The sequence below is a fragment of the Deminuibacter soli genome, assembly GCF_003412455.1.
Lineage (GTDB): Bacteria > Bacteroidota > Bacteroidia > Chitinophagales > Chitinophagaceae > Deminuibacter > Deminuibacter soli.
In genome coordinates, this window is the sequence record NZ_QTJU01000001.1 from 492,220 (window position 1) to 514,861 (window position 22,642).

Consider the following 22,642-nt stretch of genomic DNA (forward strand, 5'->3'; position numbering starts at 1 on the left):
TCAATCAAAACACAATGATACAAGCGAAATACATCAATCCCTTTTTAAGCGACGACGACGACGAGGATAACAACAAAGAGGAGAAACAGGAGCCCGCTTCGCCCTTACTGGTGAAGAAAATGGAAAAACTGTTTCTTGAAAAAAGAGCCGTGTATTTGTGGGGTGCGGTAGACGATAAATCTGCCCGCGACGTGGTAAGCAAATTATTGCTGCTCGATGCTGACAAACCCGGTGAAGAAATCAAGTTCTACATCAACAGCCCGGGCGGCATGGTTACCAGCGGCATGGTTATTTACGACACCATGCGCATGATACAGTCGCCGGTAAGCACCATTTGCATGGGTCTTGCAGCCAGTATGGGCTCGCTGTTGCTGAGCGCAGGCACCAAGGGCAAACGCGCTATTTACCCGCATGGCGAGGTAATGATTCACCAGCCAAGCCTTGGCGGTTACTACCAGGCAACTACAGCTGATATCGAAATACAGGCTGTTCAGATGGAAAAAACCAAACTGATCGGAGCTAAAATTTTAGCGGATAATTGCGGTAAAACCATCGAACAGATATTGAAAGATTTTGACCGTGATTACTGGATGGATGCCAAGGAAGCAGTAGCCTATGGCATAGTCGATAACGTATTAGAAAAATTATAAGCTGGGAAAACCTTAAATTTTTATATAAAAACCGCTGCCAGTCAGCGGTTTTGGTATTTTTGTATTCGATTTATGCCCGGCCCGGTTTTCAATTTTTTACCCGGGATTAAGAGGCGTGGATATAACATAGAACTATGGCAAAGCAATCAAGTTTACATTGCTCTTTTTGCGGACGAAGCAGGGATGAGGTGAAAATACTCATTGCCGGGCAGGAAGGGCATATCTGCGAGAACTGTGTAGAACATGCACAGGAAATCATCGCGCAGGAATTGCAGGTAAAACAGGAACAGCAAACCAACCAGTACCGTTTTACCATCCGCAAACCGCTGGAGATAAAATCCTTCCTCGATCAGTACGTAATAGGTCAAAGTGAAGCAAAGAAAGTTTTGTCTGTTGCAGTATACAACCACTACAAACGCATTACGCAGAAGCAGCAGCAGGATGAAGTAGAAATTGAAAAAAGCAATATCATCATGGTAGGTGAAACCGGTACAGGTAAAACCCTGCTGGCCAAAACCGTTGCCCGCCTGCTGAATGTGCCTTTCGCTATTGTGGATGCTACTGTGTTTACAGAAGCCGGTTATGTGGGTGAAGACGTGGAAAGCATGCTTACCCGCCTGTTGCAGGCCTGTAACTATGATGTGGCTGCTGCCGAAAAAGGTATTGTTTACATTGACGAGATCGATAAAATTGCCCGTAAAGGCGATAACCCATCCATTACCCGCGACGTAAGCGGTGAAGGTGTGCAGCAGGGACTGCTGAAAATGCTGGAAGGTACCGAAGTATTGGTGCCACCACAGGGCGGACGCAAGCATCCTGAGCAGAAAATGATCAAAATCAACACCAGCAATATCCTGTTTATCTGTGGTGGTGCATTCGATGGCATTGACCGTGTTATTGCACGCCGCGTAAATACCAATGCCATTGGCTTTAATGTAAACAAAGACCAGCAGGAAATGCAACGCAAAAACCTGTTGCAGTTTATCAATGCCCAGGATTTGAAAAGCTTTGGTTTAATACCCGAGCTGCTGGGCCGTTTACCGGTAGTTACACACCTCGATCCGCTGGATGTGGAAACACTGCGCTCTATTTTAACCGAGCCTAAAAACAGCCTGGTGAAACAATACACCCGCCTGTTTGAACTGGAAGGTATTGCCCTTACCATTGAGCCGGAAGTGCTGGACTTTATGGTAGGCAAAGCCATGGAATTTAAACTGGGTGCACGCGGTTTAAGAAGCATCTGCGAACATATCTTAACAGATGCCATGTTTGAATTGCCTGGCAGCGAAACAAAAGAACTGGTGGTAACACTGGATTATGCAGAAGCGCAGTTTAACAAGAGCAAGATGAGCATGCTGAAAGTAGCATAGCGCAACCTTCAATAGATTTTCAAAGGCCGCAAATACAGGAACCAGCCTGGTTTGCGGCTTTTTTTATTCAGGTGAGCGCAAACTTCACTGCAAGCACACTGCCCCTGCCCGGTTCGCTTTCAATAAGCAGGTCGGCCTCGTGTTTTTCCAGTAATTCCTGCACCAGTATCAAACCAAAACCACTGCCCTTTTCGTTGGCCGTGCCCTTGGAAGAAAAGTATTGACGGGCGTTGATTTTGGCAATCACATCTTTGGTCATACCCACACCGGTATCGCGTATCAATATATACGCATGTTCTTCATCAATCACAGAAGAAAAATACACATCGCCTTCAGACGGTGTAAATTTCAGTGCATTGGACAGCAGGTTGCGGAAAATGATCTTGATCATTTCCTTTTCTGCCAGCCATTGCAGCCGGGCATCGGTTTGGTTGGTTACACGCACATTTTTATTCAGCATGGGTACACGCTGTTCTTCAATAATGCTGGCGATAAGCTGGTTCATGTTCACCGGTGCGCGGTCTATTTTAAGGCCCTTCATCTGGGTTCTTATCCAGTACAGCAGGTTATCCAGCAACGACAGGCTGCGTACGTACTGGTGCTCCAGCTGTTCCAGCAACTCTTCTGTTTCGCGCGGGTTTACCAGTTTCAGGTTGATTAAATCGAGAATGCTTTTGGTATTTACCAGCGGGTGGCGCAAATCGTGGGAAATAATCGAGAGCAGTTTATCCTTCAGTTTGTTTTCTTCTTCCAGCTTCTGGTTTTGGCGTGAAATAGCTTTGTTGAGCTGATCGAGCGAGGCGGCGTTTCGCTGGATAATATTGTTTTTGCTGCTCAGCTCGGCCGTGAGCATGCTGGCTTTTTTATAATTGAAATAAATAGGCACGCCGGTAAGCAGCAGCAAGCCCAGTAATATGCCCACGATAATCAGCAGCCATTGCTGTGTTTTGGAAGTTTGCTGTACGCTGGCAATTTGCTGCAGGGCTGCCTGGTTCTTAAACTCCTGGCTTTTGATCATATCCACAAAACCAGTGGCATAACTTTTATCGGTATCGTATATGCGCTGCTGCAGGTTAATCATTTCTTTTTGCCAGGCCAGCAGCTGGTCTTTCTGTCCCCGCCGCTCATACACCTGCATCAGTAGCCGCACTGCATCGCTTTGCAGCTGCAATGCGCTTACAGCCGCAGACTGGCGATAAGCCTGCGTGGCATAATACAAAGCCGAATCGGCCATGCCTGCCTGCTGCGCAATATTCGCGAGCTGGATATTACACGCAGCCGTACCATAGGCATCGTGCATAGAATCGCTGAGCACAATGCTTGTCTTGAAAAAAGCCGCGGCCTTGCCGGGCTGTTCCTGTTGCATATACAACAAGCCCATGTTATAGCTGGCTTTCTTTTGCCCATACACATACCCCGCGGCTTTACCGGCAGTGGCAGCACTGTCGAAATACAGCAGGGCATCACCCCAGTTTTTCTTGTCCATGCTTATCAGTCCAAGACTGTTCTGGATGTTCACCACATCGTCGGGTTTGCGCAGGTTGCGGTATACGCGCATGGTTTGTTTCAGCAGTTGTTCTGCCGAATCGGTTTCCTTATTGTCTTTCAAAGCCAGGGCAATCTGCTGGTTGGCGCGTGCAGCATTGAATGTGTCTTTGCGTTCGCGGCTGATGGCGAGTGACTGGTAAAAAAGTGCCAGTGCTTTTTTGTTGAAACCGCTTTGCTGGAAAATACCACCCTGGTATAAATAAGTAATGGCCAGTCCGCGCTGGTACCCTGAGCGGATAGCCAGCTGCTCTGCGGTTGCCAGCAAAGCGAAGGCCTGGGTAACACTGTTGCGTTTGAGGGAGAAGGCTTTTTCGTTAAGTAAGTCAATGCGATGCTGCAAGGTATCCTGCGCTTGCGCGCTGCCATAAAAACACAGGCAACTGGCTAAAAGGCAGAATAATAATATTGACCTCATGGGCAAAGATTGACGATTGGCCGCTGAAGATAGCTAAAAACGGGTAAAAAAAAGCCCCGTGTTAACGGGGCCATATACTGAAAAACCAAGCAATCGTTAAACGTGCAGCACCTCGCGTGCTATCACTAATTTCTGTATTTCCGAAGTACCCTCGCCTATTGTGCACAATTTGGCGTCGCGGTAAAATTTTTCAACAGGAAAGTCTTTCGTATACCCGTAACCGCCGAATATCTGCACCGCATCTGTAGCAGCCTTTACGGCCACTTCACTGGCATAATATTTAGCCATGGCAGCTTCGCGTGTAACAGAGAGGTGTTCATGTTTGCGGTAGCAGGCCTGCAAGGTGAGCAGGTCGGCTGCATCTATTTCTGTAGCCATATCGGCCAGTTTGAAACTGATGCCCTGGAAGGAGGCAATGGGCTGGTTAAACTGGTGCCGTTCTTTGGCATATTGCACCGATGCTTCGTAGGCCCCTTTTGCAATACCGAGCGAGAGGGATGCGATGGAAATGCGCCCGCCGTCGAGCATTTTCATAGCCTGCTGAAAACCGTTGCCAATTTCACCCAAACGGTTTTCATCGGGAATGCGGCACTGGTCAAAAATCATTTCTGCGGTTTCGCTGGCGCGCATGCCCAGTTTGTTTTCTTTTTTGCCGCCGCTGAACCCGGCTGTACCCCTTTCTACCACAAAGGCTGTGCTGTTGTTGCGGGTGCGCGGCTCGCCGGTGCGGGCTATTACTACCGCCACATCACCTGATTTGCCATGGGTAATCCACGACTTGGTGCCGTTGAGTACCCAGTCGTTGCCGTCTTTTACAGCCGTGCATTGCATATTGCCTGCATCGCTGCCGGTATTGGGCTCGGTTAAACCCCAGGCGCCCAGCCATTCTGCAGTAGCCAGTTTAGGCAGGTAACGTTTCTTTTGTGCGTCATTGCCAAAAGCAAGGATGTGGCCGGTACAAAGCGAGTTGTGCGCAGCCACACTTAAGCCGATGGCGCCGCAGACTTTGGCTATTTCTTCAATAATTACCTTGTATTCAAAATAAGTGAGCCCTGCACCGCCCAGCTCTTCGGGCACCAGCACCCCCATCAGTCCAAGCTGGCCCATGGCCTTGAAAACTTCGAGCGGGAAGGTCTGGGCTTCGTCCCATTCCATTACATGCGGTTTAATATACTGCAGGGCAAAATCGCGGGCTGTCTGGGCCACCTGTGTGGTTATTTCGTTGGTTGTAAACTCCATGCTAACAATTGTTAGTTTCAAATCAAATATAGGATGGAAAGCTGACAAAAGAACAAAAGGAGGGAGATTTTTAACGAGTGGCGTTATTTACCTGTAGTTATATAAGGCGCTATTTTCTGGAAGAGTGCTGCATTTATAAAAACAATTTGCTGCACATCTGTAACCTGCCTGTACGGGCCATGCTGCTGCCTGTACAATAGAATGGCTGCAGCTACATCGGGTGGCAAATGCGGGTTGCTTTTAAGCTGGGCCAGCGTGGCTGTATTGATATTCGTTTTGCCTGTACCGGGCGTTTGCAGGCGCAGCCAGGGTTGCAGGTGTTTGTACAGGCTGTCGGCCACACCATACACCTGCCCAACCTGCTCAATGGAAACAAAGCCACCCTGCGCTTCGCGTTGCTGCACAATGCGCGCTGCCAGTACAGGACCAATGCCCGGCAATGCTGCCCATTGTGCCGTATCGGCGGTATTGACATCAACCGGCTGCGGTTGTGCAAAACGGGTATTGCCGTTGTTGTGCCAGGCAGTATGGAATAACGTGGTGTCAATACTTACAAAAGGCATCAGCCGTGCAGCAGCTGCAGGTGATAGTCCGTATAACTTCAGCAGGTCCTGCGGCTTTTTAAACAGGCCGCCCTTCCCGCGATAATGTAGTATGGTTTGAATGGTACGTGGTTTTAACCCGAGTTGCTGCCAGCCCTGTGCGGGCAGTGTGTTGGGATCAAAACGGAACAACTGCGCAGGTAGCACCGCTGCAGTATCTGTTGTGCCAACCGTAGTTGCGGAGGACAGCAGTTGCTGTTCAGCGGCTGTATCAATCTGCAGCACTGGCGTAACGCCGTTGTAAAACCTGGGCAGTACCAGTATCACTGCAAAACAGCAGAGTAATACCAGCAGGCCTGCGCGCTCGCGTTTGGAAAAGCGGAACAGTGCTTTCCATTGGTTGTTTTTCATGTTGTAAAAGTTAGCTAAGGATATGAGCAGGATTTGCCGGGAAAACAGGTGTGGCTAACCAAAAGAGACAGGATGATTGGCTGAATGGTTGGGAGCCCGATGGTTTGGTGCTTCGCCAGGGAGCTATTGCATTGAACTATTTGAACTGTTGAACGCCTGAACGGTGTTACACGCTGAGCTGCAGGCCGTCGTAGGCCAGGCGCATGCCGGTGGGAAGGGCGGCTTCTACCACATCGTGTTTGCCCAGCTGGTGGCTGATGTGCGTGAAATAGGCTTCGGGGATTTCGAGTTCCCTTACCAGTTGTATGGCTTCGCTGAGGGTGAAATGCGAAATATGCGGCTCATGGCGCAGCGTGTTGAGCACAATAATTTTAGAGCCTTTTATTTTTTCCTTCTGGTCTGCATCAATGCGGTTGGCATCGGTGATATAGGTAAAATCGCCAAAGCGGTAGCCATATACCGGCATTTTGTGGTGCCATACCTGTATGGGTATAACAGGTATATCGCCGATAACGAAAGGCGATTCGTCAATAGTGGTGAGGTTTATTTCTGGAATACCGGGATAGCGGTGATCGGCAAATACGTAAGCAAATTCTCGCTTCAGTGTTTCTTCGGTTAATGAGTTGGCATACACATCCATGGCCTGTTTCATAAAGTAGTTGTAGGCGCGAACATCGTCCAAACCGGCGATATGATCTTTGTGCGGATGCGTGTACAACACGGCATGCAGGCGTTCGTTACCAATACGCAGCATCTGGTAACGGAAATCGGGCGTGGTATCTATCACCAGCGTGGTGGTTGCTGTTTCTATAAGTATGCTGCTGCGCAGGCGTTTGTCTTTCGCATTGGTGCTGGTGCATACTTCACAATGGCAGCCAATCATAGGCACACCGGTGCTGGTGCCGGTTCCTAAAAAACGAATGTGCAAAGCTGGTACCATTGAATATGAATTGTGCTACTGGTTGTTGGAACTGTCTGCTTCTTCTCCTGTTGCGGAATCCGCTGTTCCGTCTGCGCGCATTTTCTTTACTGATTCGTACAGCTTTTGCGATTCACGGGTAAGCTTGTCAAAATGTATGTCCAGCTGGGGAATAATTTCAGACAAGGTATTGATGCGGCCTTCCACGTTTAGAAATTTATTCAGCACCACAATACGCTTTTGTTCAAGCAGGCACCAGCCGCTTTGAAAAGTGCCCCTTTCATAGCGAACAACATATTCAGATTCTCCGAGTATGTCTTCCAGTTTATCTAATGTAGCTTGTGTATATTTCATAACCTCTGCAAAATTAACACCTGAGCTCCCGTGCTGCCGTGCATTTTATCCACATTTACGGGTGCTATTTACTGGTCATTTTAATCACCGGGACAATCATTTCTTCCAGGCTGATACCCCCGTGCTGAAAGGTGTTGCGGTAATAACCGGCGTAGTAATTATAATTGTTGGGGTAACACAGGAAACAATCTTCCTTCGCAAAAATGTACGATGAATTAATGGTAGGCACCGGCAACCCGGCCTGTTTTGGCTCACGGAAGGCCAGCACTTCTTTGGGTTCGTAATTCAGGTTGCGGCCGTGTTTGTAACGCAGGTTGGTGGTGGTGAGTTTATCGCCTATTACCTTGCAGGGCGTTTTTACCCGCACGCTGCCATGGTCGGTAGTGAGCACCAGGTTTATTTTTTTATCAGCAATTTTCTTCAAAGCCTGGTTCAGCGGACTATGTTCAAACCAGCTGCGTGTAATGCTGCGGTAGCTTACTTCATCGGCTGCAAGCTCTTTCAGTACTTCCATTTCGGTGCGGGCATGACTTAACATATCCACAAAATTGTAGATGATGATATTGAGATCATTGTCTAACAGGTTGTGCATATTGCTCACCAGCTGCTGCCCGTCGGCATGGTTTACCACCTTGGTGTAACTGTATTTGATATCCGTTCGTTTCAGGCGTTTCAGCTGTCCTTTAAAAAACTCTTCTTCAAACAGGTTTTTACCGCCTTCGTCTTCATCGTTTTTCCATTGTGCGGGAAACTGCTTCTCTATTTCCAGCGGTGTTAAGCCCGCGAAAATGGCATTGCGTGCATATTGCGTGGCGGTGGGCAGAATGCTGTAAAAGCTGTCTTCTTCCAGTATGCGAAATGTATCTGCAAACAAGGGTTGTATGGCCTTCCATTGGTCGAACCGCAGGTTATCGATAAGTATAAAAAAAGTAGGAACACCTTTTTCTACATGCGGCAGCACTTTAAACTGGAACAGGTTATGGCTCATGACCGGCGCATCGGAAGTTTTACTGCTCATCCAGTTGGCATAATGCCTGCTGATAAATTTGAAGAACTCGGTATTGGCTTCCTGCTTCTGCGTTTGAAACACTTCGCGCATTTCAGGGCTGTCGCTCTTCTCCATTTCCAGCTCCCAGTACACCAGTTTTTTGTAAATATCCATCCACTCATTGTAATCCGGGTTGCTGTTCAGTGCCATAAACAGGTTGCGGAACTGCTGCTGGTAAGCTGTGGTAGTTTTCTCTGCCACCAAGCGTTTGTTATCGATGATTTTTTTGAGGCTCAGCAGCACCTGGTTGGGGTTCACCGGCTTAATCAGGTAATCGGTAATCTGGCTGCCGATGGCTTCATCCATCAGGTTTTCCGTTTCGTTTTTGGTGATGAGCACCACGGGCACCTGCTGGTTAATTTCTTTTATTTTGGCCAGGGTTTCGAGCCCTGTAATGCCTGGCATGGTTTCATCCAGCAGCACCACATCTACCATATTTTCCTTTACATAATCGATGGCTTCAAAACCATTGGTAAAAGTCTGCACCTCGTACCCTTTGTTTTCAAGAAATATTTTCTGCGACTGCAGGCTTTCGATTTCATCATCCACCCAAAGAATCTTTGCTATGGCCATAGTATGTATTGCTGCCGGTTGAGGCTGTTTACAGATATTAACAAGGTAGGTAAAGGGCTGTTAATGTACCGCCAAATACCTGTTACGCAGGCACCGGCCGTTACAAATTACCAAAAATTAGTCCATACCGCCCCTTAAACCCCAAGTTCGTGTTTCTTACGATGGTTTATACCCTACTTTAGCAAAAAATTCGGGGTATTCATGACCAAAAGAAAAATCATCAACGATCCGGTGCACGGTTTTATTACCATTAACCACCCCCTGATTTTCGATATTATTTCTCACCCCTATTACCAGCGCCTGCGCCGCATCAGGCAAATGGCCCTGGCGCAGCTGGTTTACCCGGGTGCGGTACACACCCGTTTGCACCATTCGCTGGGCGCCTATCACCTCATGTGCCTGGCCGTTACAGAACTGAAAAGCAAGGGCGCTGATATTACGCCTGAAGAAGAAGTGGCGGTAAAAGCCGGCATACTGCTGCATGATATTGGGCATGGGCCCTTTTCCCATGCACTGGAGCATGTGTTGCTGCCGGGTGTGCACCACGAACAAATGAGCCTGCGCATTATGCAGGCCATGAACGATGAGTTTGATGGCCGCCTGGAACTGGCGATCCGCATTTTTACCGGCCAATACCACAAACCATTTTTGCACCAGCTCATCAGCGGGCAGCTGGATACCGACCGTATGGACTACCTTACCCGCGACAGCTTTTTTACCGGTGTAAGTGAAGGTGTGATCGGGTACGACCGCATTTTGAAAATGCTGGTGGTACACAACGATGAGCTGCTGGTAGAAGAAAAAGGCATTTACAGTGTAGAGAAATTTTTGATCGCGCGCAGGCAAATGTACTGGCAGGTATACCTGCATAAAGTAGTGCTGGCTGCAGAGAAAATGATGGTAAAACTGATGGAACGCGCGCGGCAGATTTTTGATCCCGCCGATTCATTTTTGGTAACCAATTCACCGCTTGATTATTTTCTTGGTTCATCCAGCCACTGGCAACAGCATTTATCACTCGATGCCTTTTGTAACATGGATGATGAAGATGTGCTGTTTGCCATTAAGCGCTGGAGCCATCATCCGGACATTGTGTTATCTACCTTAAGTAAAGGCCTGCTGAACCGGAAATTATTAAAATGCCGCCTGCAGGCAGAAGAAGTAAACCCGGCCGAAGTAGCGCAGAAAACAAGGGAAATAGCGCAGCGGCTGCAGATCAGCGAAGCGGATGCAGGTTATCTTGTTTTTACCGGGGAGGCCATAAATACTACTTACCTGCTGGGCGATGAACGTATAAAAATTTTATTTAAAGACGGCCAGGTAAAGGATATTTCCCAGGTCGATAACCCGCTCATCCATCAAACACTTTCCACCCCTGTTAAAAAATTCTATTTTTGCACAATGGCCTGATTGTTGGGCTATTGCCTTTTTTTAACAGATTTTCGCATTAAACAATTCATTTGCAGGCAGGTCTATGCAGGCCACGCATGCAAACTAAAATAACATCTATGCAATTCAGTGCTGTTCAGATTGCCTTATTGATCAATGGCCGTGTAGAAGGAAATGGGGAAATCACCGTTAATTCCTTTGGTAAAATTGAAGAAGCTGCAGCTGGTCAGCTTACCTTCCTCGCCAACCCTAAATATGAGGATTATTTATATACCACGCAGGCTTCGCTTGTTATCATCAATGAATCGCTTGAATTAAGACAACCTGTAGAAGCCACTTTAATCCGCGTGGCAGATGCTTATTCTGCCTTTGCTGTTTTATTGAACAAATACCAGGAGCTGATGCAGCAGCAGCTCAATGGCATTCAGCAGCCCAGCTTTATTGCCCCTTCGGTTAAACTGGGTGAAAACGTGTATGTGGCGGCTTTTGCTTACCTCTCGGACAATGTAGTGATCGGTAACAACGTAAAAATATATCCCGGTGTTTTTATAGGCCCCAATGTTTCGGTGGGCGACAACTCCATCCTGCATCCCGGTGTAAAAATTTACAATGATTGTGTGATTGGTAAAAACGTAACCATTCACGCCAGCACAGTAATAGGCAGCGACGGGTTTGGTTTTGCGCCGCAGGCAGATGGTTCGTATAAAAAAGTACCGCAGATAGGCAATGTAGTGGTAGAAGACTATGTAGAAATTGGCAGCAATACTTCTATAGACCGCGCCACCATTGGCTCTACCATTATTAAAACAGGCGCCAAACTCGATAACCTGATACAGATAGCCCACAACGTTGAAGTAGGCAACAACACGGTAATTGCAGCCCAGGCAGGCGTTAGCGGCAGCACAAAAATCGGCAGCCATGCCCAGATAGGCGGACAGGTAGGTATTGTTGGCCATATTCAGATTGCCAATGGCACACGCATTAACGCGCAGAGCGGTGTTACCAAAAGCATTAAGCAGCCCAATACCGCAGTGACAGGCTCACCTGCCTACGATTATACCAGCTCGCTGCGCAGCCAGGCATTAAGCCGCAACCTGCCCGAAATTGATAAAAGACTGGCCGATCTTGAAAAGCTGGTACAACAGCTGCTTACAGAAAAAGTTTTATAGCCGCTATCCTTACCGTTTGTAAACCTTATTTTTGCCCGGCACAACCAGTGGCCTGAACGATATTGCATTGTTCAGGCCACAGCTTGCTTAGTGATGAAGCAGGCTCTTTGATAAATCACGAATTAAACCATGGACGTAAATTTTAATCCCGACAAGCAGCATACGCTTGGTTCATCTGTTAGCATCAGCGGCACAGGTTTGCATACCGGTGTTTTGGTAGATATGACGCTGAAACCGGCCCACCCGGGTTTTGGCATACAATTTCAACGTATCGATTTACCTAACCAGCCGGTTATTAAAGCCGATTGCGACCTGGTTACAGATACCAGCCGCGGTACCACCCTGCAGGTAGGTGATGCAAAAGTTAGCACGATAGAACATTTGCTCGCAGCACTGGTGGGCATGGGTGTAGATAACGTTCTGGTTGAACTGAATGGCCCCGAAATTCCCATCATGGACGGCAGTTCCATGCCTTTTATTGAGCTGATTGAAGAAGTGGGTGTTGTAGAACAGGACGCTACCAAGGCCTGGTACAGCATTGATGAAAACATTTATCACTACGACGAAGAGAAACGCGTTGAAATGGTGGCCATGCCTGCCATGGATTACCAGATAACCACTCTTATCGATTTCAACAGTCCTGTACTGGGTACACAGTACGCACAGCTGAAAAGCATGCGTGACTTCAAAAATGATATTGCCCCCTGCCGCACCTTCAGCTTTTTGCATGAGCTGGAAATGCTGCTGGAACACAATCTTATCAAAGGCGGCGACATCAACAATGCGATTGTGATTGTTGATAAACCTGTTACCCAACAGGAAATGGATCGCCTGGCCAAAGCCTTTAACCGCGAAAAAATAGAAGTTAAATCCGAAGGTTACCTCAACAACCTCGAATTGCGCTTCCCCAATGAACCTGCCCGTCACAAACTGCTCGATGTGGTGGGCGACCTGGCGCTGATTGGTTATCCTATCAAAGGCAGGATTATTGCCAACCGCCCCGGCCACAGCACCAACGTAGCTTTTGCGCAGAAAATAAAACAGTACATCAAAAAGAACAAACACGTAAAAGATGTTCCGGTGTACAACCCCAATATGCCACCTGTTTACGGACTCGATTATATTGAAAAAACACTGCCGCACCGCTTCCCGTTTTTGCTGGTTGACAAGATCATTGAGCTTACCGACAATACCATTGTGGGTATCAAGAATGTCACCTTCAACGAATGGTTTTTCCAGGGGCACTTTCCCGGGAACCCGGTAATGCCGGGCGTTTTACAGATTGAAGCCCTCGCGCAAACCGGTGGCATTCTCTGTATCAATGCCATGCCTGAAGGCAAGTACGATACCTACTTCCTGAAGATAGACAACTGTAAATTCAAACAAATGGTACGCCCCGGCGATACCATGATCCTGAAAATGGAACTGGCAGCGCCTATACGCCGCGGTATCTGTGAAATGAAGGGCACTGTGTATGTAGGTGGCAAACTGGCAACAGAAGCCCTGCTGGTAGCACAGGTCGTTCGCCGCAACGGATAATGCATACTATACGATATACAGCAACCGGCAGGAAAAACCTGCCGGTTTTTTATTGCGTTTCACCGATACGTATAATTGCACTATTCCGGCTTTCACTTGTATATAGAAGCGCCGGCATATGATGCATTGCGAATGTTGTGTATCTTGTGTATGACTGGCATTTAAGTTATACTGCAGCTATTGCTGGCCGCAGCCGGATTTTGTATCTTGGTTGCGGTAATCTAATATCAAAACCGGTGTATGATGTTTTCACTAGACGAGTTTGTAGCCACCCTGTCCAACACACAGCCTCCTGTGAATGTAAATGTGTATCTCAAAGCTTTGTGGTACGATAAAAAAGGCGACTGGGAAAAAGCGCATGACCTGATTGAAGATATCCCCGAAAAAAAAGCCAGCTGGATACATGCCTACCTGCACCGCAAACAGGGCGATCAGTGGAATGCCGATTACTGGTACAACAGGGCCGGCCATCCCTCCAGCACACTCTCCCTCGAAGATGAATGGAAAACAATTGTAAAGCACCTGCTGGAAGAGGTTTAAAAGTTTACTTGTTTAATAGTTCAATGTTTAAGCCTTGTGCGCCATGCCGTGCACTTTAGCATACTGCATCATATTTAACACCTTATCCGGGTCAGGGCAGTTGGCCAGGTATTGTGACCTGTGTGGTATTGCACAAACACCGGGATAATCTCCTTTCCTGCCTTCCATATCGCGTATCAGCTGAAAATGCAGGTGTGGCGGCCACTGGCCATTCTCGTGTAAATCTCCAAAGTGCGCCAGTAAGCTACCCCTGGCAACAGGCATTCCTTCTTTTAAAGATGTAAGATCGCGCAGGCTCATGTGCCCGTACAAAGTATGAAACACCATACCGCTCACCGCGTGTTGCAGAATAATGGTAGCGCCATAATCACCTGCGGGTTCATTAAATGCGAAGCTGTGTACAGTTCCATCAAATGGTGCATATACAGGTGTGCCTGCAGGTGCCCATATATCTGTTGCCAGGTGAATGCAACGTGCGGTTTCTTCGCTGTTGTTGTCAAATAAATTTTTCTGCGCATAAATGGCGCGGTGTTCATTATAACCACCAATGCCATACCGTGCACCGGCTGTATCTATTTGCTGCTGCACATATCTGGAAAACGCGGCGGCATCTGCCAGCAGTGCTGCATTCAATGCTTTGTTGGCCGCAGTAAAATCCAGGTGCAGCAGTTTGTCTTGCGCAGGGTTAAATGCTACTACCTGCGCGAAAGGTTGCAATTGTTGTAAAAGCGCTTCAAAGCCGGCATTGTTGTTTTCCATTGATTGTTTGTGTTTGGGCTTTATTGATGTACGTCTCTTATACCTGCTGCCATTTCGGGCCAGTACAAACCTGTTGTTTTTCGATCGAGAATGGATAGTATGCGTTCGCGCAATTGTTCAGAATTTGACAACATATCGCCCATCCTGCGTCCTATTACACGGGCACTTACCAATAGCAGGTAATCTGTATCATCGGTGCTGTAAAATTCCATTACATCAATGTATTCTTCATAAATCTCCATATCCTTCAATTCGAAATACACGGAAATGATGTGTACGATATCGGTTATATCCTTGGTTCTGCCCGGTTTGTCATCGTTGGCAATCAACTTCAATAAAACAAGCCCCTCCAATGGACAAACCATTAATGTGTTTTCGCCAATGGAATAATTCTTCGCTTCCGGAAACACCTCTTTAAAGCCGGGCACATCTATTACAAACAATCTCGGCTGTTCCAGCTGCGTTTCCCTGTATTCATTTTCGATGCCTCCGAATGGCAGTAAATCCAGCTCAACAGCATGCTTGTAGAACAGTTTTATGCTTTCTGTTTCATGTGCCGTAAAGTGACCGGTTTCAAGCAAGGCCTGCTTTGCCTGGTAAAATTGCTGCTCGCTTGCAAGCAATATGGCAACATCTACATCATTGGTTTTTCTTTGCGGCGCAAGGTTTGGGTTAGCAGAAAGCGCGATATCCCTGGCCAACGCACCTACCAGATAAAAATCAATTTCCAGTTTCCGCAGTACTTCTTCAAGCGCGGCCAGCATTTCCAATGCAGCACCGCTAACAATATCACTCGCCATTTAAGTATGTTGTTTTAATTCTTTCAGCCAGTTCTTTATTGCGGCTGTCCAGCCCGTGCGCTAAATCTGCATAGATCAGCAATGCAGGTGCTGTACCCGGTGCCGCCCCCGGTAATGTACCCCAGCATTTATCCAGCAATACAATGTTGCCGTTATTGTCGGGCACCATGCCCAGCAATTTCAACAATTCGTTTCCTGGTTTCCCTGAGTACAGGGTAAAGTTTTCAGGCGTTATATGGCCGGTAAGCAGGGCAGCTCCAGGCTCTCCCCCCCAGTAAATATCTGTATCATTTATATCCTGCCATGTTGCAGCATTTTCGGTTCGCAGAAACCGGAACCTGCCTTTTTGCAATTTGGGGCGTATGATGGCATGGAACATTTCTGTCCACCGGGTAATCAATTTATCGCGGCTCACCAAACGTTCAACATTTCCCTTTGTGTTTGTATAACCACCTTGCTGCAATTCATCCAGCAGTGGACCTATATTACCCAGGGCAATGCCGGCTGCCGTTGCAATTTCCCGGTAAGAAGCGTTGAGCAATGCAGGGTTATTAATTACAGCCATCATGAATTTTAACCCTGTTGCATTCCAGAGTTTCCCGGTAGCTGCTTCACGGGTGGGCGTTACTTTCTGATCTGCTACATAAATAAAGATGCCTTTCGCCTGGATGTAACAATTGCCCGCGGCTTCCAGGTAGTTTATGCCAAGGCTTTTAAAATTATCCTTTAATGGCTTGGGAATATACCTGGCAATCAGCAACCATTGGTCTTTGTTCTTGCCAAATTGCGCTATTAAGTCCAGCACCTGGTTCTGCCTGATCTCCCCTTTAATTGCTACGTTAAAATGGTGTTCTACCCCAGCCAGAGCGATTGTTATACGGGCGTTGGCCTCATTGCCGTTGGGCAAGGCTAATTCTTTTACCCTGCTGCCTGTTTGGCTGCTTAACAGCTTAATAGCTTCGGTAAGTAGCTGTTTTTCAGCAGATTTATATTTTATCTTGTTCATTTTTAAGCATTGTTCATGAATCATGAACAATGTAAAATAATGAACAATTAGTAATTTTCAAAGAAAGCGTTCAAGAATTTACCACTGTTCATGAACCATGAACGTAAATAAATTCTGAACAATCTGGCCGCCAGTCATACAAAAGCCCTGGCCGGTTAAGGCCAGGGGCTTTTGTATGTGTTGTTCCGGTGTTATTTACCAATCTTTCCCAGGATCAATTCAATGGCTTTATCCAGTTGCGGATCACGGCCGTTAATTTTATCCTCGAAGGTATTGATCACACGTACATCGGGCTGCACGCCGTTTAGTTCAAGGTCTTTGCCATCGAGGGTATAACAACCCCAGGCAGGTATGCGTACAAATGAGCCATCTACCAAACCGGCACCGCTCGTAAAAATAATCCAGTGGTAGGTTTCGTTGCCCACAATGGTGCCCAGCTTTAATGCTTTAAAACCGGCTGAGGTCATTTCCGCATCGCTCAGTGACTGTTCGTTGGTGAGCAGTATAATGGGTTTATCGCTTGGCGCAAAATTGGGCTGCGGTGTTAAATGGCCATCGCGGTATTTCCATTGCAGGTAGGTACGTTGTGATAAAAAGTTCAGCACCTGGTCGTGCACATTACCGCCTGTGTTGTAACGCAGATCAAGTATCAGGGCATCTTTGCCTGGCAGCTGCCTGGTCATGTCCATAATAAAATGCTGCAACTCGCCTGTACCCATGTTTTTCATGCAGGAGTAAGCAATGCGGTTGCCGCTTTTTTCATCTACACGTTTTTTATTGGTGGCAATCCACTCGTCGTTCAGTTCATCTGCTACAGAACCGTCAGGGTGTATTTTTACATTTATTTCCTGCGCGCCCCGTTTAAAGGTCAGCTGCAATTCCTTATCCAGCGAGGGTTTGGTAAAGTAGTAGTAGCGGTCTATGGCAGCATCTACTGTTTCACCGTTTACTTTTACAAGTTCGTCACCTGCCTGCAGCTGAACAGTTTTATTATCGGCCGGACTTTTAGGCAAGATGTATTTCACCTGGTAAGGATGTTCCCTGCTGAATACAATACCGGTTTCCATGGTGCTGTTGCGCAGGGTTACCGTTTCTTCACTGCCATTGGAGTAAAAGCCCTGGTGCGACGAGTTGAGCTCGCCCAGCATATCGTTTAACAATATGCGCAGATCAGCGCGGTTGTTGAGATATGGCAAAAACTGCTGGTAATAGGTTTTGGTTTTATTCCAGTCGAGCCCATGAAATTTGGGATCGTAATAATTCTCATCCAGCTGTGCCCATGTTTCTTCAAACAGCTGGTTAAACTCAGCCTGCAGGTTGCGCCTGAAAGTATAACCGATATTCACCGGGTCAATTTTGTTGCCATCCAGATTCAGTTTAAACAGGGAGCCGTTCTGCAATACAAAGTATTTATCATCGTTGGCTGCAAAATCAAAACCGTAGGCTTCCGCACCGGCAAAACGTTCTGTTTTGTTAGGCTCAAACGGTTCAATGGTTGTTTTGTACAAAACAGTTTTACCTTCTGCCTGGTTGCCTGAGTAGAGCACAAAAGTTTTACCCTCCTTCTGCAATACGGTTAACAGGTAGTGGTCGCCTGCATCAGGACTTACCTGTTCAATCCTGTCTTCTATGTTAATGGTGTCAATAGCGATGGAGGCTACTTTATCATCCGGCTTGTTTTTAGCGGTGTCTTTACCCTTTGCCTTGTCTTTATCCTTGTCGGTATCCTTTTCTTTAAACAGGTCGGCAAATTTATCGGAGCGGAAGGGCTCGCTTATTTTCTCCAATGCTACACGATAAATCTTGGGTTGCTGCAAACCCGTTGGGTACGCGGGTTTCAGGCGAGATGAGATAAAGTAAATATACTTACCATCGGGCGACCATACAGGCTGTGTTTCGGTGATGGAAGTGTTGGTGAGGTTAATGGTTTTGCCGGTTTTGGTGTTGTACACAAATATGTCCTGCTCAAAATGCCGGTAGGCTGTGTACACCACGTATTCGTCGTTGGGTGAAAATCCGGGATCGCCATTCTGGAAGCCCCATATTTCATCGTGTGCAATGGTTTTGCTTTCAAATGATTTCAAGTCGAGCAAACGCACTTCATCGCGGCCGGAAAGATACACAGCCTGTGTACGTTTTTTGTTCAATGCCAGCGAACGGTTATTGCCTTTGTCATTGGTTAACTGTTTCGCCTTACCGCTGCCATCTGCAGCAATGGTGTACAAATTCAGGTAACCGCCCTGTGTTTGGTTGTACAGCAGGGTTTTATTGTCGCTCAGCCATTTTACTTCACGTACACGTTCTTCACTGGTGCGCTGTACCTGTTGAATAAACTTGCCTTCCACATCACTTACAAACAGTTCACCGCGCGATACCAGCGCCAGCTTTTTACCATCGGGCGAAACATCAACGGCAGAGATATTGCCTTTTACATCAAAGTCTTTTTCCTGCGGCAATACATTGTTGCGGGTAATATTCACCGCCAGTTTGCTTGTTTTTTGCGAAGCCACATCGTACAGCCACAACTGGTAATCTTTCTCAAAAACAATTTTACCACCTGCTGCATTCACATTCGCTGCTTTAATGGAAGAAGTGAAACTGGTGAGCGCCTGTTTTTTGCCACCATTAAAAGTGTACAGGTTGTATTCACCGTTGGCTTCGTCTGAAAGAAAGTAGATATTACCGGCCTTATCAATGGTAGCCGCAAAATCTTTACCCTGCCAGTCTGTATAACGCTTGTATTGTTTGGTAGTTGGGTTATACGATTGAATATCGGGATTAAACGGCCCTTTGTATCGTTTGCGCTGGGCCTGGAAACCGCTTTCCCAGGTATCGTTAAAAAACAGTTCACCGCTGGTGGGGTGTTCTATTACATTGTGATCATAGAGATAAAAATAATCACCAAAAACACGTTTGGCAGTACCGCCTTCGATGCCCACTTTATAGGTTGATACCTGCCCCATGCGGCCACTGGCAAAGTACACACTTTTTGAATCCCAGCTCCACGAGCTTACTTCATCTGAGCCACTGTACCAGGTAAGCTGTTTTACTTCGCCGCCATTTACGGGCACAATAAATACATCGGAATTGCCGTACTGCCGCCCGGTAAAGGCAATCCATTTACCATCGGGAGATACTTTGGCATTGGTCTCATATCCCTGCATAGCGGTGATGCGGGCAGCGTTTCCGCTTAGCACATCTGCTTTCCAGAGGTCGCCTTCAAAGCTGAACACGACCGATTGCCCATCGGGCGTTAATGCAGGTTGTGATAAAAAACTGGTATTGCCTGGCTGGGCTTTTAAGGTAGCGGTGCAACACAAGGCAGCCGCAAGCAGCCATTTTAGTTTTGGGGAGAAAGGTAGATATTGCATATCTCCAAGATATGCAATATCTGAGAATGTTGTTATACTACTACGTTCACCATTTTACCTTTTACAAACACGAATTTCTTTACCGGTTTGCCTTCCACCCATTTCTGCACAATTTCGTTTGCCAGCACCAGCTGTTCTACAGCTGCCTGTTCGGCGCTGAGATCGATGTGCATGGTTGTGCGCAATTTGCCATTTATGCTAACCGGGTATTCTTTCGTTGTTTCCACCACATATTTCTCCTGGAACACAGGGTAGGCTGCATCCAGCACAGACCCCGTATTACCCAGCTCGTGCCACAACTCTTCAGCTACGTGCGGCGCATAGGGTGTTAACAGTATCAGCAGTGATTCAAGTATTTCTTTTTTGCTGCATTTCAGCTCTCCCAGTTCGTTTACACAAACCATGAAGGCACTTACTGCCGTATTGAAAGAGAACCTTTCGGTATCATCTTCAATTTTACGGATGGTTTTGTGCAGCACTTTCAGTTCTGCATCGGTGGCCTTATCGTTTGTCCACACAGCGCCTTTCACTTCGTCAAAGAACAAACGCCAGAGTTTGCGCAAAAAGCGGTGTACGCCTTCAATGCCCTTGGTATCCCAGGGCTTGCTTTGCTCAACCGGGCCCAGGAACATTTCGTACATGCGGAAGGTATCTGCACCATAACGTTCAACGAGGTCGTTGGGGTTTACCGTGTTGAATTTGCTCTTGCTCATTTTCTCCACTTCCACACCGCAAATGTATTTGCCATCTTCAAGTATAAACTCAGCATCTGCATAATCCGCACGCCATTTTTTAAAGGCTTCGGTGTCCAGTTCCACACCATCTACTATGTTTACATCCACATGCAGCTGGTTGGTTTCATACTGGTCTTTCAGGCCATACGATACGTATTTATTGGTGGTTCCCTGCACACGGTACACAAAGCGGCTGCTGCCCTGTATCATGCCCTGGTTTACCAGTTTTTTGTAAGGCTCATCATGACCAATATGCCCCAGGTCGAACAATACTTTTGTCCACAAACGGCTGTACAGCAAATGACCTACTGCGTGTTCGGTACCGCCGATATATAAATCTACCTGGCCCCAGTAATCGCTCACTTTGCGGTCACAGAAAGCCTGGTCGTTATGCGGATCCATATAACGCAGAAAATACCAGCTGCTGCCTGCATAACCGGGCATGGTGTTGGTTTCGAGGTGCCGGGCTGTCCATTCGGGTATATTGGCCAGCGGGCCTTCACCTTCCGGACCAGGGCCATATTTTTCCACATGCGGCAATTGCAGCGGCAATTCCTTTTCATCCAGCGGGTAAGCAATGCCGTTGATCCATTTGATGGGGAACGGCTCGCCCCAGTAGCGCTGGCGGCTGAATGCAGCATCACGCATACGGTAGTTTACCTTGCGCTTGCCAATACCCATCTCTTCCAGTTTGCCAATTACCACGCCAATGGCATCGCGCATCACCATGCCGTTGAGAAAATCACTGTTCACCAGTTTGGCATCTTTGGTGGCATTGGCCTCTTCACCGTTAAATGCATCACCGATGATATTGGTAATGGGAATATTGAAATGCTGTGCAAACTTAAAATCACGTTCATCACCACAAGGCACCGCCATAATAGCGCCTGTACCATAACCGGCCAGTACATATTCCGATATCCAGATAGGTATTTGTTTACCATTGAAAGGGTTCACCGCATAAGCACCCGTAAAGCAGCCGGTGATCTTTTTCTCAGCCATACGTTCCCGTTCACTGCGGCTTTTTACATATGCAATATAATCTTCCACTTCCTGTTTCTGTGATGCAGAAGCGATCGTTGTTATCAATTCATGCTCGGGTGCCACCACCATAAAGTCTACACCGAAAATGGTATCGGGGCGGGTAGTGTACACGCGCAGGTTGGTGCCGGCAGACTGGCCCTGCACCTGGAAATCTATTTCAGCACCATAGCTTTTGCCAATCCAGTTGGTTTGCATTTCCTTCATCGCATCGCTGAAGTCAACATGTTGCAGGCCATCGAGCAGCCGGTCGGCATATTCAGTAATGCGCAGGTACCACTGGCGCAGTTTCTTTTTCACCACCGGGAAGCCACCGCGTTCACTAACGCCGTTAATCACCTCGTCGTTAGCCAGTACAGTACCCAGGCCTTCGCACCAGTTTACTTCACCATAGCCGCAAAAAGCCAGGCGGTATTCCATTAAAATGCTCTGCTGCGTAAATTCATCAAACGCCTTCCATTGTGCTGCAGTGAATGTGTTGCCGCCACCGGGCAGCTGGTATTGTGCGCCGGGTATGGGATGTACGCTGTTGCCTTCCTTTTCAAAAGAGGCAACCAGCACATCAATAGATTCAGCTTTGCTGCTGGTGCGGTTATAAAAGCTTTTGAACAGCTGCAGAAAAATCCACTGCGTCCATTTATAATAACCGGCATCGCTGGTACGTACTTCTCTTTCCCAATCAAAACAGAAACCGATATTATCCAGCTGTGCCCTGAAATTTTTGATATTGTGGTCGGTACTTACCGCCGGGTGCACACCATGATCAATGGCATACTGTTCGGCAGGTAAACCGAAGGCATCATACCCCATGGGGTGCAGTACATTAAAACCCTTGAGGCGTTTAAAACGCGCGAAAATATCGCTGGCAATATAGCCCAGCGGATGGCCCACATGCAACCCTGCGCCACTGGGGTAAGGAAACATGTCCAGCACATAATACTTGGGTTTGGTGCTGTTGTTTAACACCCTGTAAGCATTTGTATCTTTCCAATGCTGCTGCCATTTTTGTTCTATCGAACGAAAATTATATTCCATAATGCTGTTTACCTATGCTGTTGTGGAGATTGCCGTTTGCGGGACACAAAACAATATGCATTGTGCGGTGTTGTACCACCTGTGCTGCGGCATTGCTAAAAAAGCTGCCGGGCATACTAATCCCGTGAGGCAATCGTTTAAATGTGTGTGCAAATGTAAGCGAATAAGGTTGCAAAACCCCTAAATTTGC

The 22,642-nt window shown here is 47.3% G+C and carries 17 protein-coding genes; 6 read left to right on the forward strand and 11 right to left on the reverse strand.

Translation table 11 applies throughout. The features are described 5' to 3' along the window. Positions 1–14 precede the first annotated feature (14 nt). Positions 15–650 (forward strand): ClpP family protease, encoded by a 636-nt coding sequence (locus DXN05_RS02040; protein WP_116845538.1) that lies wholly within the window; start codon positions 15–17, stop codon positions 648–650. A gap of 134 nt (positions 651–784) precedes the next feature. Next, on the forward strand, positions 785–2,020 hold the full coding sequence (clpX, locus tag DXN05_RS02045; protein ID WP_116845539.1) for an ATP-dependent Clp protease ATP-binding subunit ClpX: 1,236 nt from the start codon (positions 785–787) through the stop codon (positions 2,018–2,020). A gap of 67 nt (positions 2,021–2,087) precedes the next feature. On the opposite strand, the gene DXN05_RS02050 is transcribed toward clpX, so the two are convergent. The 6 genes from DXN05_RS02050 to porX form a co-directional block, all read right to left on the reverse strand. Continuing rightward, positions 2,088–3,983 carry a tetratricopeptide repeat-containing sensor histidine kinase gene (locus DXN05_RS02050; RefSeq protein WP_116845540.1) on the reverse strand — a complete coding sequence of 632 codons (1,896 nt, stop codon included), beginning with the start codon at positions 3,981–3,983 and terminating at the stop codon, positions 2,088–2,090. A 96-nt stretch (positions 3,984–4,079) separates the two neighbouring features. Continuing rightward, positions 4,080–5,222, reverse strand: a complete 1,143-nt coding sequence (locus DXN05_RS02055) for an acyl-CoA dehydrogenase family protein (RefSeq protein ID WP_116845541.1) — start codon at positions 5,220–5,222, stop codon at positions 4,080–4,082. 83 nt (positions 5,223–5,305) lie between these two features. Further along, positions 5,306–6,175, reverse strand: coding sequence for a helix-hairpin-helix domain-containing protein (locus tag DXN05_RS02060; protein WP_116845542.1), 870 nt, complete (start codon positions 6,173–6,175; stop codon positions 5,306–5,308). Between the two features lie 166 nt (positions 6,176–6,341). Then, entirely contained in the window at positions 6,342–7,115 is a 774-nt protein-coding gene (locus DXN05_RS02065; RefSeq protein ID WP_116845543.1) for an MBL fold metallo-hydrolase, read from the reverse strand. A gap of 15 nt (positions 7,116–7,130) precedes the next feature. Continuing rightward, positions 7,131–7,448, reverse strand: coding sequence for a hypothetical protein (locus DXN05_RS02070; protein WP_211329960.1), 318 nt, complete (start codon positions 7,446–7,448; stop codon positions 7,131–7,133). 64 nt (positions 7,449–7,512) lie between these two features. Beyond that, a complete protein-coding gene (porX, locus tag DXN05_RS02075; protein WP_116845544.1) occupies positions 7,513–9,069 on the reverse strand; it encodes a T9SS response regulator signal transducer PorX in 1,557 nt (518 codons plus the stop codon). A gap of 201 nt (positions 9,070–9,270) precedes the next feature. On the opposite strand from porX, the gene DXN05_RS02080 reads away from it, so the two are divergent. From DXN05_RS02080 to DXN05_RS02095, 4 genes are all read left to right on the forward strand, one after another. Further along, positions 9,271–10,479, forward strand: coding sequence for an HD domain-containing protein (locus DXN05_RS02080; protein WP_116845545.1), 1,209 nt, complete (start codon positions 9,271–9,273; stop codon positions 10,477–10,479). A gap of 98 nt (positions 10,480–10,577) precedes the next feature. Then, positions 10,578–11,627, forward strand: a complete 1,050-nt coding sequence (lpxD, locus tag DXN05_RS02085) for a UDP-3-O-(3-hydroxymyristoyl)glucosamine N-acyltransferase (RefSeq protein WP_116845546.1) — start codon at positions 10,578–10,580, stop codon at positions 11,625–11,627. A gap of 129 nt (positions 11,628–11,756) precedes the next feature. Further along, positions 11,757–13,166, forward strand: a complete 1,410-nt coding sequence (locus tag DXN05_RS02090; protein ID WP_116845547.1) for a bifunctional UDP-3-O-[3-hydroxymyristoyl] N-acetylglucosamine deacetylase/3-hydroxyacyl-ACP dehydratase — start codon at positions 11,757–11,759, stop codon at positions 13,164–13,166. 240 nt (positions 13,167–13,406) lie between these two features. Next, on the forward strand, positions 13,407–13,706 hold the full coding sequence (locus tag DXN05_RS02095) for a hypothetical protein (protein ID WP_245975092.1): 300 nt from the start codon (positions 13,407–13,409) through the stop codon (positions 13,704–13,706). Between the two features lie 27 nt (positions 13,707–13,733). Here the strand turns inward: DXN05_RS02095 and DXN05_RS02100 are convergent, their stop codons facing one another. The 5 genes from DXN05_RS02100 to leuS form a co-directional block, all read right to left on the reverse strand. Beyond that, positions 13,734–14,465, reverse strand: coding sequence for a peptidoglycan DD-metalloendopeptidase family protein (locus DXN05_RS02100; protein WP_116845548.1), 732 nt, complete (start codon positions 14,463–14,465; stop codon positions 13,734–13,736). 20 nt (positions 14,466–14,485) lie between these two features. Next, on the reverse strand, positions 14,486–15,265 hold the full coding sequence (locus DXN05_RS02105; RefSeq protein ID WP_116845549.1) for a nucleotidyl transferase AbiEii/AbiGii toxin family protein: 780 nt from the start codon (positions 15,263–15,265) through the stop codon (positions 14,486–14,488). Beyond that, complete coding sequence (locus tag DXN05_RS02110) at positions 15,255–16,271, reverse strand: type IV toxin-antitoxin system AbiEi family antitoxin (protein ID WP_158559101.1); 1,017 nt, start codon at positions 16,269–16,271, stop codon at positions 15,255–15,257. Before DXN05_RS02110 ends, DXN05_RS02105 begins: the two co-directional genes overlap by 11 nt. 191 nt (positions 16,272–16,462) lie before the next feature. Then, positions 16,463–19,642 carry a S41 family peptidase gene (locus DXN05_RS02115; RefSeq protein WP_116845551.1) on the reverse strand — a complete coding sequence of 1,060 codons (3,180 nt, stop codon included), beginning with the start codon at positions 19,640–19,642 and terminating at the stop codon, positions 16,463–16,465. 32 nt (positions 19,643–19,674) lie between these two features. Continuing rightward, positions 19,675–22,452 carry a leucine--tRNA ligase gene (gene leuS, locus DXN05_RS02120; RefSeq protein ID WP_116845552.1) on the reverse strand — a complete coding sequence of 926 codons (2,778 nt, stop codon included), beginning with the start codon at positions 22,450–22,452 and terminating at the stop codon, positions 19,675–19,677. Between the last annotated feature and the right edge of the window lie 190 nt (positions 22,453–22,642).

What these genes read in the sequence shown, in the direction of transcription:
- DXN05_RS02040 (WP_116845538.1), top strand. Translation starts at nt 15, where the DNA reads ATGATACAAGCGAAATACATCAATCCCTTTTTAAGCGACGACGACGAC.
- clpX (WP_116845539.1), top strand. Translation starts at nt 785, where the DNA reads ATGGCAAAGCAATCAAGTTTACATTGCTCTTTTTGCGGACGAAGCAGG.
- DXN05_RS02050 (WP_116845540.1), bottom strand. Translation starts at nt 3,983, where the DNA reads ATGAGGTCAATATTATTATTCTGCCTTTTAGCCAGTTGCCTGTGTTTT.
- DXN05_RS02055 (WP_116845541.1), bottom strand. Translation starts at nt 5,222, where the DNA reads ATGGAGTTTACAACCAACGAAATAACCACACAGGTGGCCCAGACAGCC.
- DXN05_RS02060 (WP_116845542.1), bottom strand. Translation starts at nt 6,175, where the DNA reads ATGAAAAACAACCAATGGAAAGCACTGTTCCGCTTTTCCAAACGCGAG.
- DXN05_RS02065 (WP_116845543.1), bottom strand. Translation starts at nt 7,115, where the DNA reads ATGGTACCAGCTTTGCACATTCGTTTTTTAGGAACCGGCACCAGCACC.
- DXN05_RS02070 (WP_211329960.1), bottom strand. Translation starts at nt 7,448, where the DNA reads ATGAAATATACACAAGCTACATTAGATAAACTGGAAGACATACTCGGA.
- porX (WP_116845544.1), bottom strand. Translation starts at nt 9,069, where the DNA reads ATGGCCATAGCAAAGATTCTTTGGGTGGATGATGAAATCGAAAGCCTG.
- DXN05_RS02080 (WP_116845545.1), top strand. Translation starts at nt 9,271, where the DNA reads ATGACCAAAAGAAAAATCATCAACGATCCGGTGCACGGTTTTATTACC.
- lpxD (WP_116845546.1), top strand. Translation starts at nt 10,578, where the DNA reads ATGCAATTCAGTGCTGTTCAGATTGCCTTATTGATCAATGGCCGTGTA.
- DXN05_RS02090 (WP_116845547.1), top strand. Translation starts at nt 11,757, where the DNA reads ATGGACGTAAATTTTAATCCCGACAAGCAGCATACGCTTGGTTCATCT.
- DXN05_RS02095 (WP_245975092.1), top strand. Translation starts at nt 13,407, where the DNA reads ATGATGTTTTCACTAGACGAGTTTGTAGCCACCCTGTCCAACACACAG.
- DXN05_RS02100 (WP_116845548.1), bottom strand. Translation starts at nt 14,465, where the DNA reads ATGGAAAACAACAATGCCGGCTTTGAAGCGCTTTTACAACAATTGCAA.
- DXN05_RS02105 (WP_116845549.1), bottom strand. Translation starts at nt 15,265, where the DNA reads ATGGCGAGTGATATTGTTAGCGGTGCTGCATTGGAAATGCTGGCCGCG.
- DXN05_RS02110 (WP_158559101.1), bottom strand. Translation starts at nt 16,271, where the DNA reads ATGAACAAGATAAAATATAAATCTGCTGAAAAACAGCTACTTACCGAA.
- DXN05_RS02115 (WP_116845551.1), bottom strand. Translation starts at nt 19,642, where the DNA reads ATGCAATATCTACCTTTCTCCCCAAAACTAAAATGGCTGCTTGCGGCT.
- leuS (WP_116845552.1), bottom strand. Translation starts at nt 22,452, where the DNA reads ATGGAATATAATTTTCGTTCGATAGAACAAAAATGGCAGCAGCATTGG.